At 69.0% G+C, this 13570-nt stretch carries 9 protein-coding genes and 2 tRNA genes; 10 read left to right on the top strand and 1 reads right to left on the bottom strand.

From position 1 onward, the window contains the following. The first annotated feature begins 84 nt into the window (after window positions 1-84). From dnaN to I847_RS0119955, 10 genes are all read left to right on the top strand, one after another. A complete protein-coding gene (gene dnaN / locus I847_RS0119910) occupies window positions 85-1215 on the top strand; it encodes a DNA polymerase III subunit beta (RefSeq protein WP_028051107.1) in 1131 nt (376 codons plus the stop codon). Between the two features lie 100 nt (window positions 1216-1315). Then, window positions 1316-2263, top strand: coding sequence for a phosphogluconate dehydrogenase (NAD(+)-dependent, decarboxylating) (gnd, locus tag I847_RS0119915; protein ID WP_028051108.1), 948 nt, complete (start codon window positions 1316-1318; stop codon window positions 2261-2263). A 10-nt stretch (window positions 2264-2273) separates the two neighbouring features. Next, window positions 2274-3464, top strand: a complete 1191-nt coding sequence (gene recF, locus I847_RS0119920) for a DNA replication/repair protein RecF (RefSeq protein ID WP_028051109.1) — start codon at window positions 2274-2276, stop codon at window positions 3462-3464. After that, the gene (locus I847_RS0119925; protein WP_081681187.1) at window positions 3454-4011 is read left to right on the top strand and encodes a DUF721 domain-containing protein; all 558 of its coding nucleotides are present in this window, start codon (window positions 3454-3456) and stop codon (window positions 4009-4011) included. Before recF ends, I847_RS0119925 begins: the two co-directional genes overlap by 11 nt. 276 nt (window positions 4012-4287) lie before the next feature. After that, on the top strand, window positions 4288-6261 hold the full coding sequence (gene gyrB / locus I847_RS0119930) for a DNA topoisomerase (ATP-hydrolyzing) subunit B (RefSeq protein WP_231384315.1): 1974 nt from the start codon (window positions 4288-4290) through the stop codon (window positions 6259-6261). A 100-nt stretch (window positions 6262-6361) separates the two neighbouring features. Beyond that, window positions 6362-8977, top strand: coding sequence for a DNA gyrase subunit A (gene gyrA / locus I847_RS25005; RefSeq protein ID WP_051275115.1), 2616 nt, complete (start codon window positions 6362-6364; stop codon window positions 8975-8977). An 83-nt stretch (window positions 8978-9060) separates the two neighbouring features. Continuing rightward, window positions 9061-9975: a DUF3566 domain-containing protein gene (locus I847_RS0119940; RefSeq protein ID WP_231384306.1), complete on the top strand. Its 915-nt coding sequence runs from the start codon at window positions 9061-9063 to the stop codon at window positions 9973-9975. A 67-nt stretch (window positions 9976-10042) separates the two neighbouring features. Further along, window positions 10043-10116, top strand: a tRNA-Ile gene (locus I847_RS0119945). Between the two features lie 24 nt (window positions 10117-10140). After that, complete coding sequence (locus tag I847_RS27520) at window positions 10141-10260, top strand: DLW-39 family protein (protein WP_231384308.1); 120 nt, start codon at window positions 10141-10143, stop codon at window positions 10258-10260. A 33-nt stretch (window positions 10261-10293) separates the two neighbouring features. Next, window positions 10294-10366 (top strand) — tRNA-Ala (locus I847_RS0119955). A 281-nt stretch (window positions 10367-10647) separates the two neighbouring features. Here I847_RS0119955 and I847_RS0119960 read toward each other — a convergent pair. Beyond that, window positions 10648-13185, bottom strand: coding sequence for a DUF4157 domain-containing protein (locus I847_RS0119960; RefSeq protein WP_028051113.1), 2538 nt, complete (start codon window positions 13183-13185; stop codon window positions 10648-10650). Between the last annotated feature and the right edge of the window lie 385 nt (window positions 13186-13570).

The raw sequence follows: 13570 nt of genomic DNA on the forward strand, positions 1-13570 counted from the left end.
GCCTGTCCGCCCCGCCTCCTTCGAAAACACGAGGAGCTCCGTCGGATGAACAGCAGACAGGCCCGCACGACGAGAGGTTGAGGCATGAGGTTCCGGGTCGACCGTGATGTTCTCGCGGACGCCGTCACGTGGACGGCACGCAGTCTGCCCACCCGGCCGCCGGTTCCCGTCCTGGCCGGGGTGAGGCTCGAGGCCGACACCACCGGCACCGTGCAGCTGTCGAGCTTCGACTACGAGGTGTCGGCCCGGTCGCAGATCCCGGCCGATGTCAGCGACCCGGGCTCGGTCCTGGTCAGCGGCCGGCTGCTGGCCGAGATCTCGCGGGCGCTCCCGGACAAGCCTGTCGACGTGGTGCTCGAGGGCACCAAGGTGATCGTCACGTGTGGAGCCAGCCGGTTCACCCTCCTGACGATGCCGGTCGAGGACTACCCCAACCTCCCGGTCATGCCGCCGACCACGGGCACCGTCGACGGCGACGAGCTCACGCACGCCGTCGCCCAGGTCTCGGTCGCAGCCAGCAGGGACGACACGTTGCCGCTGCTCACGGGCGTCCGCGTCGAGATCGAGGGTGAGAAGGTCACGCTCCTGGCCACCGACCGCTACCGGCTCGCGCTGCGCGAGCTCACGTGGAAGCCGTCGTCGCCGGACATCTCCACCGTCGCCCTGGTCCGTGCGCGGACGTTGCTCGACGCCGCGAAGTCGCTCGGCAACGCCGGTTCCGTGACGGTCGCCCTGGCTACGGGGACGGGTGTCGACATGATCGGGTTCGAGGCGGCCGGCCGCCAGACCACGAGCCTGCTCGTCGACGGCGACTACCCCGCGGTCCGTCGGCTCTTCCCGGACGAGACGCCCATCCACGCGGTCGTCAGCACGCACGCGTTGGCGGATGCCGCCAAGCGCGTGAGCCTCGTCGCCGAGCGCAACACCCCGATCCGCCTGTCGTTCAGCGAAGGCCAGGTCGTCCTCGACGCGGGCCAGGGCGACGACGCGCAGGCCTCGGAGGCGATCGAGTCGACGCTGGTCGGTGACGACATCTCGGTGGCGTTCAACCCGCAGTTCCTCCTCGACGGCCTGGGCGCGCTGAGCACGCCGTTCGTGCGCCTGTCGTTCACGCACCCGAACAAGCCGGTGGAGTTCACGGGACAGCAGGCCCTCGACGGCGAGGACAACCAGGAGTACCGCTATCTCCTGGTGCCCATCCGCTTCGCCAGCTGACAGCGCGCCCGCCTCCCAGCTGCGGCAGGCTGAGGGCAGAGGCACGCCAGAGGCGACGAGCCGCGTAGCGACGGAACCGAAGAGAACCGGAAGAGGCGTCATGCACATCGGTCTGGTGGGTCTCGGCAAGATGGGCGCGAACATGCGGCAGCGCATCCGTGCCGCGGGCATCGACGTCACGGGGTTCGACCGAAACCCCGACGTGACGGACGTCCCGACGCTCGAGGCGCTCGTCGAGGCGCTGCCTGCGGGCGAGCGAGTGGTCTGGGTCATGGTGCCGTCGGGCGAGATCACGCACGCCGTGATCGCCGACCTGGCCGGCCTGCTGACGGCGGGCGACATCCTCATCGACGGCGGCAACTCGTACTACCAGGACGACCTCCCGCACGCCGAGCTGCTCGCCTCGACGGGGGTCGGGTTCATCGACGCGGGCGTCTCGGGCGGCGTCTGGGGGCTGGCCAACGGATACGGGCTCATGGTCGGCGGGGACGCGGACGTCGTCGCCAAGGTCATGCCGGTGTTCGACGCTCTGCGTCCGGAGGGTCCGCGCGACGAGGGGTTCGTGCACGCCGGCACGGTGGGCGCCGGGCACTACTCGAAGATGGTCCACAACGGCATCGAGTACGGACTCATGCAGGCCTACGCCGAGGGCTACGAGCTGCTGGCCGCGAAAGACCTGGTCACAGACGTGCACGGCACGATGAAGGCGTGGCAACGAGGAACCGTTGTGCGGTCCTGGCTGCTGGACCTGCTCGTGCAGGCTCTCCAGCAGGACCCGGGCCTGGGTGCGATCGACGACTGGGTCGAGGACTCGGGCGAGGGTCGGTGGACCGTCGACGAGGCGATCGACCTCGCGGTGCCGGCGCCGGTCATCTCGGCGGCGCTGTTCGCGCGATTCGCGAGCCGCCAGGGTGAGTCGCCCGCGATGAAGGCGGTGGCCGCGCTGCGTCAGCAGTTCGGCGGCCACGCGGTCAAGCCGGCCGGGACGACCGGTCCGGTCAGCAGCACGACGCCCGCGGCGGGTGCCGCGGTCCCGCCGTCCGCCTGACCGGGGACGCATGTACGTCGCGCACCTCTCCCTGACCGACTTCCGCTCGTATGCGCAGGTCGAGCTCCCGTTGGAACCCGGGATCACGGCGCTCGTCGGACCCAACGGCCAGGGCAAGACGAACCTCGTCGAGGCGCTCGGGTACGTGGCGACGCTGGGCAGTCACCGGGTGCCCACCGACGCGGCGCTGGTCAGGGCGGGGGCCTCGCGCGCCGTGGTGCGAGCGCGGGTGATCCGGGAGCGCGACGCCGGCCAACCACGTCCGACGCTCGTCGAGGTCGAGGTGACACCGGGCAAGGCCAACCGCGCCAGGATCAACGGCGGTTCCCCGACGAGGGCGCGCGAGATCCTCGGCATCCTGCGCACGGTGCTCTTCGCGCCCGAGGACCTCTCCCTGGTCAAGGGAGACCCGGACGGACGCCGACGGTTCCTCGACGACCTGCTCGTGCAGCTCACCCCACGGATCGCGGGCGTCGTCGCCGACTACGACCGGGTCCTGCGGCAACGATCCGCCCTGCTGAAGTCGGCGGGCGCCGCGATGCGCGGCGGGCGGACCGGTGCCGACCTGCGCACCCTGGACGTGTGGGACGCGAAGCTGGCGCAGACGGGTGCGCAGATCATCGTGTCCCGCCGGGCGCTGACGCAGGCGCTGGCTCCGCACGTCGAGAAGGCGTATGCGCAGGTCAGCTCCGGGCAGGGCGACGCGGTGATCACCTACAAGGCCTCACTGGACCAGGCGCTCGGCAACGACCTCGGTGACGACGACGCGAGCGTCGAGCTCGTCGAGGCCCAGCTGCTCGAGGCCGTGGGGAGGTTGCGCAGCAAGGAGATCGAGCGCGGCGTCAGCCTGGTCGGGCCGCACCGTGACGATCTGGTGCTGACGCTCGGTGGCCTGCCTGCCAAGGGCTATGCGAGCCACGGCGAGTCGTGGTCGTTCGCGCTCGCGCTGCGCCTCGCGTCCTACGAGCTCCTGACCAACGGTTTCGACGAGGCCGGGGACTGGGGTCCGGACGGCGAGCCGGTCCTCATCCTCGACGACGTGTTCGCCGAGCTCGACGCACGTCGGCGGGAGCGCCTGGCGGAGCTCGTCGCGCCGGCCCGGCAGGTGCTGATCACGGCCGCCGTCCCGGGCGACGTCCCGGAGCCGTTGGCCGGTGCCCGCGTCGACGTGATGGGCGGCGAGGTGTCCCGTGTCCTCTGACCGGCAGGGCACCGACCGAGCGCTGGCCGACCGGCCGCTCCGGGACATCGTCGAGCTGACCTCGCCGCGTCAGGTTGCGGCCGGCGCGCTGGCGCGCGCGAAGAAGGCGGCGGCGCAGCGGGGATTCCGCCCCGGCGACCCGGCGCGACGCCGACCGCTGGTCGACACCACCGGGTCGGCCGGTCCGGGGGCACGTGACCCACAGCTCATCGGGTCGACGGTCAGCGGGCTCCTCGACCAGCTGGGCGGCACCTCGGACCAGGTCGCGGGCGTGCTCAAGCACTCCTGGGTGAATCTCGTCGGACCCGAGATCGCCGAGCACTGCGAGTACGTGTCCTTCTCCGGCGGTGCGCTCACGGTGCGAGCGAGCTCGACCTCCTGGGCGACCCAGCTGCGTTTCCTGGCGCCGTCGATGTTGGGCCGGTTCGCCGCGGACCTCGGCGACGGCGTCGTCGTCGAGATCACGGTGCTCAACCCCGGCGGCCCCCGGTTCCGCACGGGCCCGAAGCGGGTCGTCGGCCGGGGCGAACGCGATACGTTCCGCTGAGGAGCGAATCTCCCGCCGTGAGGGGTGTGGGAAAGGGGGTCTGAGCCGTTCCACCAGGTAGACTGTGAAGGTCATTCCTGGCGCATGTGTGCCCGGAACTCCAGCGTCATGGAGTGATCCGCCCCGGAGAACGGTGGCGGGCGCGCTCCGTCGCGTGTGAGAGCTTGAGGAGTACTACCGCCCGTGGCCGAGCAGAGCACGTCCCCGTCCGGCACGACAAGCACAGGCACAACGAACGGCGTCAAGACGGGGGACGGCGGGTACGACGCGTCCGCGATCACGGTCCTCGAGGGGCTCGAGGCGGTTCGTAAGCGTCCGGGCATGTACATCGGTTCCACCGGTGAGCGCGGCCTGCACCACCTGGTCTACGAGGTCGTCGACAACTCCGTCGACGAGGCGCTCGCGGGGTACTGCGACCACATCGAGGTGACCCTGCTGGCCGACGGCGGCGTGCGCGTCGTCGACAACGGCCGTGGCATCCCCGTCGCGATCCACCCGACCGAGGGCCGGCCGACCGTCGAGGTCGTCATGACGATCCTGCACGCGGGCGGCAAGTTCGGCGGTGGCGGGTACGCGGTCTCGGGTGGTCTGCACGGTGTGGGTATCTCCGTGGTGAACGCGCTGTCGACGCGCGTGGAGACCGTGGTCAAGCGCGACGGCTTCGTCTGGCAGCAGGACTTCTCCGACGGCGGCAAGCCGCTGGGCGAGCTGCAGAAGGGCGAGCCGTCCGACGACAACGGGACCTCGCAGACGTTCTGGGCCGACCCCGCGATCTTCGAGACGACCGACTACGACTTCGAGACGCTGCGGTCCCGGCTCCAGCAGTACGCCTTCCTCAACAAGGGCCTGCAGATCTCGTTGACCGACGAGCGTCCGGAGCACCTGGGCACGGCCGACGAGGTCGCAGGGTCGGCCGACGAGCTCGCCGAGGGCGCGCCGGCTCCGTTCCGCAACGTCGTCTACAAGTACGACCAGGGGCTCGTCGACTACGTCCGCCACCTCAACGGCGCGAAGAAGGTCGAGGTCGTGCACCCCGACATCATCGACTTCGAGTCCGAGGACACCGAGCGCCGGTTGTCGCTCGAGATCGCGATGCAGTGGACCAACGCCTACTCGGAGTCGGTGCACACCTACGCCAACACGATCTCCACGACCGAGGGCGGCACGCACGAGGAGGGCTTCCGTGCGGCGATGACCTCGCTGATCAACCGCTACGCGCGCGACAAGGGCATCCTCAAGGAGAAGGACGAGAACCTCACGGGAGACGACATCCGCGAGGGCCTCACGGCCGTCATCTCCATCAAGCTCGGCGAGCCGCAGTTCGAGGGTCAGACGAAGACCAAGCTCGGCAACACCGAGGCCAAGACGTTCGTGCAGCGGGTCGTCAACGACCAGCTGGGCGACTGGCTGGACTCCCACCCCACCGAGGCGCGGGACGTCATCCGCAAGTCGATCCAGGCCTCCGCCGCCCGGATGGCCGCGCGCAAGGCCCGAGAGGCCACGCGGCGCAAGGGCCTGCTCGAGTCCGGCGGCATGCCCGGCAAGCTGCGCGACTGCCAGTCGAACCACCCGGACGAGTGCGAGGTGTTCATCGTCGAGGGTGACTCGGCCGGCGGTTCCGCCGTCCGCGGTCGCAACCCGCGCACGCAGGCGATCCTGCCGATCCGAGGGAAGATCCTCAACGTCGAGCGCGCCCGGCTGGACCGCGCCCTCGGCAACCAGGAGGTCCAGGCCCTGATCACGGCGTTCGGGACCGGCATCGGCGAGGACTTCGACCTCAGCCGGCTGAGGTACCACAAGATCATCCTGATGGCCGACGCCGACGTCGACGGCCAGCACATCCGGACCCTGCTGCTGACCCTGCTCTTCCGCTACATGCCCGAGCTGATCACGCACGGGCACGTCTACATGGCGCAGCCGCCGCTCTACAAGATCAAGTGGACCAACGCGGAGCACGAGTACGTGTACACGGACCGCGAGCGGGACGCGGTCGTCACGGACGGGCAGGCCGGCGGGAAGCGGCTGCCGAAGGAGAACCAGATCCAGCGGTACAAGGGTCTGGGCGAGATGGACTACCAGGAGCTGTGGGAGACGACCATGTCGCCCGAGCACCGCACGTTGCTCCAGGTCACGCTCGACGAGGCCGCCGCGGCCGACGAGATCTTCTCGGTACTCATGGGCGAGGACGTCGAGTCCCGCCGCTCGTTCATCCAGCGCAACGCGAAGGACGTCAGGTTCCTCGATATCTGAGGGCCGGCGCAGCGAGCCCTGCACGTCATCGACAGAAGACAGAGCCATCGAGTCCGATGCCCATACACCAGGCACGTAGGGCCGAACCTAAGGAAGAACGTTGAGCGAGACCCCCGGCAGAGAGATCGAGCACGGCCGCATCGAGCAGGTGGACCTGCAGCTCGAGATGCAGCGCTCCTACCTCGACTACGCCATGGCCGTCATCGTCGGGCGCGCGCTGCCCGACGTCCGTGACGGGCTGAAGCCGGTGCACCGCCGGGTGCTCTACGCGATGTACGACGGCGGCTACCGACCGGACCGCCAGTTCTCCAAGTGCAGCCGCGTCGTCGGCGACGTCATGGGCAAGTACCACCCGCACGGTGACACGGCGATCTACGACGCGCTCGTCCGCCTGGTCCAGGACTGGTCGCTGCGCTACCCGCTGGTCTCCGGGCAGGGCAACTTCGGATCCCCGGGCGACGACCCCGCCGCCGCGCCCCGGTACACCGAGTGCAAGATGGCGCCGCTGTCCATGGAGATGGTCCGGGACATCGACAAGGACACCGTCGACTTCCAGGACAACTACGACGGCCGCACCCAGGAGCCCGCGGTCCTGCCGTCCCGGTTCCCGAACCTGCTGGTCAACGGCTCGGCCGGCATCGCGGTCGGCATGGCCACCAACATCCCCCCGCACAACCTGCGTGAGGTGGCCGACGGCGTCCAGTGGTACCTCAGCCACCCGGAGGCGTCGACGGAGGAGCTGCTCGATGCGCTCCTGCAGCGCATCAAGGGCCCGGACTTCCCGACGGGCGCGACGATCCTGGGCCACCGAGGCATCGAGGACGCGTACCGCACCGGTCGCGGCTCGATCACCATGCGTGCGGTGGTGGTCGTCGAGGAGATCCAGAACCGCATCTGCCTGGTCGTCACCGAGCTGCCGTACCAGGTGAACCCCGACACGCTGGCGAAGAAGATCGCGGACCTCGTCCGTGAGAACAAGATCACCGGCATCGCGGACATCCGCGACGAGACGAGCGGCCGAGCCGGGCAGCGCCTCGTGATCGTGCTGAAGCGCGACGCCGTCGCGAAGGTCGTGCTGAACAACCTCTACAAGCACACGCAGCTGCAGGACACGTTCGGCGCGAACATGCTCGCGCTGGTCGACGACGTGCCGCGGACGCTGAGCATCGACGCGTTCGTCCGGCACTGGGTCGCGCACCAGCTCGACGTCGTCGTCCGTCGGACGAAGTTCAAGCTCCGCGAGGCCGAGGCGGAGATCCACATCTATCGCGGGTACCTCAAGGCGCTCGACGCGCTCGACGAGGTCATCGCGCTCATCCGGCGCTCCCCCGACGCGGACGAGGCTCGCACGGGCCTGATGGAGCTGCTCGACATCGACGAGCTGCAGGCGAACGCCATCCTGAACATGCAGCTGCGTCGGCTCGCTGCGCTGCAGCGCCAGGCCATCCTCGACCGGCACGCCGAGCTCGAGGCGCTCATCGTCGAGTACCGGGAGATCCTCGACAGCGAGCAGCGCCAGCGCGACATCGTCTCCGAGGAGCTCGGGGAGATCGTCGCGAAGTACGGCGACGAGCGACGCACGACGATCCTGCCGTTCGACGGCGACGTCAGCATCGAGGACCTCATCGCCGAGGAGGAGATGGTCGTCACCATCACGCGCGGCGGGTACGCCAAGCGGACGCGGTCGGACAACTACCGGGCGCAGCGTCGTGGCGGCAAGGGCGTCCGCGGCGCCCAGCTGCGCGAGGACGACCTGGTCGACCACTTCTTCGTCACGACGACCCACCACTGGCTGCTGTTCTTCACGAACCTCGGTCGCGTCTACCGTGCGAAGGCCTACGAGCTGCCCGAGGGCGGTCGGGATGCGAAGGGCCAGCACGTCGCCAACCTGCTCGCGTTCCAGCCGGGCGAGAAGATCGCGCAGGTGCTCGACATCCGGGACTACACCTCGGTGGAGTACCTGGTGCTGGCCACCCAGCGCGGCCTGGTGAAGAAGACGCGCCTGACGGAGTACGACTCGAACCGGTCGGGCGGGGTCATCGCGATCAACCTGCGCGAGGACGAGGAGGGCCGGCCGGACGAGCTGGTCTCGGCTCGCCTCGTCGACTCCGACAACGACCTGATCCTGGTCTCCCGCAAGGGGCAGTCGGTCCGGTTCACCGCCTCGGACGACTCCCTGCGGCCCATGGGCCGCGCGACCTCGGGCGTCACGGGGATGAAGTTCCGCGACGACGACGAGCTGCTCGCGATGGACGTCGTGCGCGAGGACGCGTTCCTGTTCACGGTCACCGAGGGCGGCATCGCCAAGCGCACCGCCCTGACGGTCGAGAACTACCGGCAGCAGGGCCGCGGCGGTCTGGGCATCAAGGTGGCCAACCTTCCCGAGGCGAACGGCGACCTTGTCGGGGCCCTCGTTGCCGACGCCGAGGACGAGGTCCTGGTCATCATGGAGCGCGGCAAGATCGTGAGATCCGCCACGTCCGAGGTGAATGCGACGGGGCGCACCACGCAGGGAGTCATCTTCGCGAAGCCCGACAACGGTGACCGGATCATCGCGGTCGCCAGGAACACGGAGCGACACCTGGCCGACGATGCAGGTACCGTGGGCGGCGAGAATGCCCTGGTTTCGGACGAACCCGGTGACACGCCCGTCGACTCGGACGCGTCGATCGACGACTCCGGTACCGAGACCGATCCGTCACCGGAGGACGCATGACCGATTCCACGCCGCCCTCGATCCCGCCGCGCACACGACCGACCTCACCAGCCTCCACCGGCCGGAAGACCACGTCGTCACCCGTGCGAACAGGGTCGAACGCTGCGTGGAACGGTTCCGACGAGCTCGACGCGCCGACCTCGAACGGCTCGTCGACCGGCGTCGGTCCGCCGAGTGTCGCACCGCCTGTGCGGACGTCGACGGGCGGCGGGCGTGCCGCGGGTGGTTCGGGTTCCGGTTCCAGCAACGGCTCCTCCAGCAACGGCTCCTCCAGCACCGGCCGGACCTCGGGCTCCGCGGGCACCACGAAGACGTCGATCCGGCTCGGCGACGGGGTCACGGTGCCGCCGGAGAGAGAACCGGATCAGGAGACATCACCCGCTGATCCGTCCGAGGACGTGGTCCCGTCCCCGATGATGGTGGCAGTAGACGCCACCACGGCGTGGTTCAAGAAGGCCGGCGGAGCAACGACCGCTGCATTCGCCTCCTTGACCCGTCCCCGTTCCGAGGAACCGACCATGACAGCGAATCCTGCCGCCGCACCCGCGGCCAGGCCGGCTCCCACGCGAACGTCCACCACGACCGAGAACCCTCGCCCGTCGACCGGACGCATCCCCACCGTCTCTGCCCACGGCGGCCCGCGCCGCGTCCGGCTGGCGATCTCACGCGTCGACCCGTGGTCGGTGATGAAGCTGTCGCTGCTGGTCTCCGTCGCGATCGGCATCATGTTCGTCGTGGCGGTCATCGTCGTCTGGCTCACGCTCGACAAGATGCACGTGTTCGCGCAGATCAACGACCTGGTCACGCAGATCACCGGCCAGGAGAGCACCATCGACATCCTGCAGTACGTCGAGTTCCGTCGGATCGTCTCTGGCTCGATGCTCATCGCGGTGGTCGACGTGTTCCTGCTGACGGCACTCGCTACGATCGGTGCGTTCCTGTACAACATCGTCGCCGCACTGGTGGGCGGCGTGCACGTGACCATGACCGACGACTGAGCAACCGCTCCTGACCGCCGGTTTGGGACAGACCCCGGCCCTGGGGTAGTCTCATCCGGCACTGCACGGGCCTATAGCTCAGACGGTTAGAGCGCTTCCCTGATAAGGAAGAGGTCACAGGTTCAAGTCCTGTTAGGCCCACTCCCGACCCCGTGGGGGAACCCGATGAAGAAGCTCCTGCTCCTCGTGGCGGTTGCCGCCGCCGCGTTCATCGCCTGGCAGAAGTTCAGCCAGGATCGCGACGAGCGCGACCTCTGGGCCGAGGTCACCGACACCTTCGAGTGACGGCCCTCCTCGGCCTTCGGGCGTCGGGGGAACGGGGCCATGGCGCAATTGGTAGCGCACCTGCTTTGCAAGCAGGGGGTTAGGGGTTCGAGTCCCCTTGGCTCCACATCGAGCGGTTCGCGTGGGCGGGCCGCCCAGAACGCGGGCGTCCTCGCACGTCGCCACGCGGCGAAGGGGAAGGCACCCGTGCCTCGCGGCCATAGCCAGCGCATCGTCGAGGTCGTCGACCGAGAAGGCGACGCGGGTCCCACCGCGTGCGCCGCGACGACCAGGCAGGCGCCGACCAGCGCGAGCCAGACGGACAGGCTCACCCGCCGGACGCCGGGACGCTCAGGGACCGAAACCATGCCGCGGAACCGGAGGTCGGGCAGCATCCACGGGTGCCCGTCACGTCATCGGGTCTCCACCGCTCGACGACGGGATCTTGGCGGTCATCCCCGACGCGTACGCCCGCATGTAGTCGCGCAGCAGCACCTCCGACGACGGCGTGCCGAACGGGATGACCGACACGTCGGGAAGGGACCCGGCCACGCCGGCCGCGTAGCCCAACTTGACGGCATTGGTGCGTTCGGCCGCAGCCTCCCGGAAGCCGGCGGCCTCGGCCGCATTGGTCACGGTGGTGGCGCGCACGGCAAGCTGGTCTGGGGTCGGGACGGCGATTGCCAGGGACCTGCCCAGCGCGAACGCTGCATGGTAGGCCTTGCGCCCGTCATCAAGGCCCGCCTTGTACGCCTCGTCTAGCGGACCGATGGCTACCACGTTGGGGTCGTTGGCCAGGCCGTCCTGGTAACCGGCCTTGTAGTTCGGGGTTGCGCTCATCGTCTTGAAGTCCTTTTCGCCCTCCCGCTCGACCCAGTCCCCCTTTCGCTTCTGGATCATTCGTGCCGGCGAGCCGTGTGACCAATCGGCCGGCGGGCGGCCGAACTGCTTCCCGTTTCGGTACTCCAGGTCGACTTGGAGCATGCCCATGTGCGCCTCGTTGGAGCGGGCCAGCAATACAGCATCCCGCTCCAGTGCCGCCTTCTTGGCAGCGTTCGGCTCGTTCTTCGCCTTGAACTGGGTCAGCGATTGATTCTTGATCTGCTCGTGAGAAAAACGCGCCACCTCGTCGAGAATGAACTGCTGCTTGAGCACCGGGAGGTGGTGGGTGGCGAACCAGTCGCGGGCCGCCTTGCCCCAGCCCTCGTTCTTGACGGACGTCCTGGCGATGATCTCGACGTACGGTGGAGGCCCCGGGGGCCCCGGTGGCGGGACGTTGGCGTTGACGAATGCGTCCCCGAAGAACGGGGACGAGCGGTACCACTCCATCATCTCCATATCACTCTTGCCCCAGCCGCCATTGCAATGGCGGCAGATCCGCATGAGGTTGTCCATGTCGTTCGAATAGGCGTGGATTGCCGCCGCGGTGAGCACGACCTTGCAGCCCGCCGTACCCGGCAACCCATTCGTCGTGAAGAAGGTGTCGAATTCGGGAGTGGTCTTCTTGATCTGCTGGTACAACCCGTCGCTCACCGCCATGCCGTCGGCCAGCATCAGCAGGTTCTTCTTCAACTCGGCGAACGCCTGTTGGTGGTCTACCTCGAACTGCGTCGCGTCGGTGAGCTTCCCGCAGGTCGCGCAGATCTGGGTCGCCGTGCCGTCGGCGTTCTGCCTCAGGGCTCCCGTCGCGATGTCCTCCGTGGCTAGCGCGTTACCCACCGAGCTTGCGGTCTTGTTGCTGACCCCGGCGAGAGAGACGTTGATCGTGTGGAATGCGCCGTCGGCGCGACCTTCGGTGTCGGCTGGCTTGGTCGCGAAGGCGGCCGGGGTGTTGTACTTCGGGTCATGCACAGGCTTACGGAGGCTGGGCGTGGGTCCCAGGCTTGCGATCCACTCCTGATGGAGGTCCAAGCTGCGGGCGTGGAGCAGAGCGGTGAACGCAGGCGTGAGCGGGGGCGGGGTCTGCATGCGCCCGAGCGATGCCCTGAGCTCGTTGATCCCGTTCTGGTCGAGCCGGTCCACGAACTCCTTGGGCATGTTCCCGAGGGCCGCGTAGGCGAGGTCCACGAGGTCTGGCTGCTTCTCGAACTCCACCGCCTTGGCAGGGTGATTCGTCTCGGCCCAGAACTTGATGACCATCTGCAGGGCCTGCGCCGCACTCTTGATGCCCGACACTTGCGCTAGCTCGGCCCACGTCATCGGCGCCGGCGGCGCCGGCGGTGTCAACTTCTTCTTCGTGGTCGTCTTTGTCTTCTTCTTCTTTTCCTTCTCCTTCTTGTAGATGGTGCGCCGCACAGAGGAGGAGCCGTCCAGGAGAGGGGGCATGGCGCCGTCGCCGACGGGCTGTGCCGGTGCGAGCCCGGCCTCGGGGTGAACCGAGGTCGCCGGTGCGTGCCCCTCGTCGAGCACGTGAGCGATCTCGTGGGCGAGCACGTGCTCGCCGTGCGCGTCGAGCGGGTCGACGCCGGTGCCCAGGAACACGTTGTTGCCGACCGTGAACGCCGTCGCACCAAGCGCTGCGCTGTGCTGGGCGGCTGAGGGGCCGTCGTGCACGCGGACGTGGCTGAGCGACGTCCCGAACCCGGATTCCATCCGACGCCGGACCGCCTCAGAGAGCGGCGCACCGTCGCCGATCCGGTCGGAGATGTGGCGGCTGCGAACCGTCGAGACGGCCCCGCCCAACCGGCCGATCTCCACGTGCGCGGTGGACGACCGCTGGGTGTCGGCCGGCGGCCCCTCCTCGTCGAACCGGCGCAGCCGTGAGAGCACCGAGGTAGCGCGCACCTCGGCAGCGACCTCGGCGGGGTCGTCGGCGTTCCCGACCGTCAGACCGGCGACGGGGACCAGGCTGCGCAACGGTGACGGCGCTGGTCCGGCGGCGGTGCCAGAGGTCCCGACTGGCGCCGGCGCTGCCGGGACGGCGAGCTTCTCGGCCTGCTCTGACATGGCGCCCCCCGACGGTCCGTTTGCGGCCATCTTGTTCCGGGGACGACAACTCCGCTTCCGTACTATCTACGCAATAGCGACATGCGCGGCGGGCCAGCAGCAAGCCGTCAGGTCTGCTTCAACTCCTCGGCGACCCTGGACGTGGAAGTCGACAAGGAACCGCTCAACGCCGGCTCCTGAAGCAGGTCGCCGACGAAGCTGGGCATGACGATGCCGGAGCGCGGCGCCGTGCTGCGGCAGCGGGGCGGCAGCTGGCGACTTGCCGCGTGAGCGTGCCACCACCGTGGTCGCGTCAGCGAAGAGCGCAGGCACGTCAGGCGCCTAGCGACGCATCCCACGCGGCAGTCGTCGGCACGTCGGCGGGCCACATGGGCCAGAATGCCTG

The sequence above is a fragment of the Cellulomonas sp. URHD0024 genome, assembly GCF_000426185.1.
GTDB lineage: Bacteria > Actinomycetota > Actinomycetes > Actinomycetales > Cellulomonadaceae > Cellulomonas.

Bases quoted from the DNA above. Each gene is read 5' to 3' on its own strand.
- recF (WP_028051109.1), top strand. From the start codon at position 2,274: ATGTACGTCGCGCACCTCTCCCTGACCGACTTCCGCTCGTATGCGCAG.
- I847_RS27520 (WP_231384308.1), top strand. From the start codon at position 10,141: ATGAAGAAGCTCCTGCTCCTCGTGGCGGTTGCCGCCGCCGCGTTCATC.
- dnaN (WP_028051107.1), top strand. From the start codon at position 85: ATGAGGTTCCGGGTCGACCGTGATGTTCTCGCGGACGCCGTCACGTGG.
- gnd (WP_028051108.1), top strand. From the start codon at position 1,316: ATGCACATCGGTCTGGTGGGTCTCGGCAAGATGGGCGCGAACATGCGG.
- I847_RS0119960 (WP_028051113.1), bottom strand. From the start codon at position 13,185: ATGTCAGAGCAGGCCGAGAAGCTCGCCGTCCCGGCAGCGCCGGCGCCA.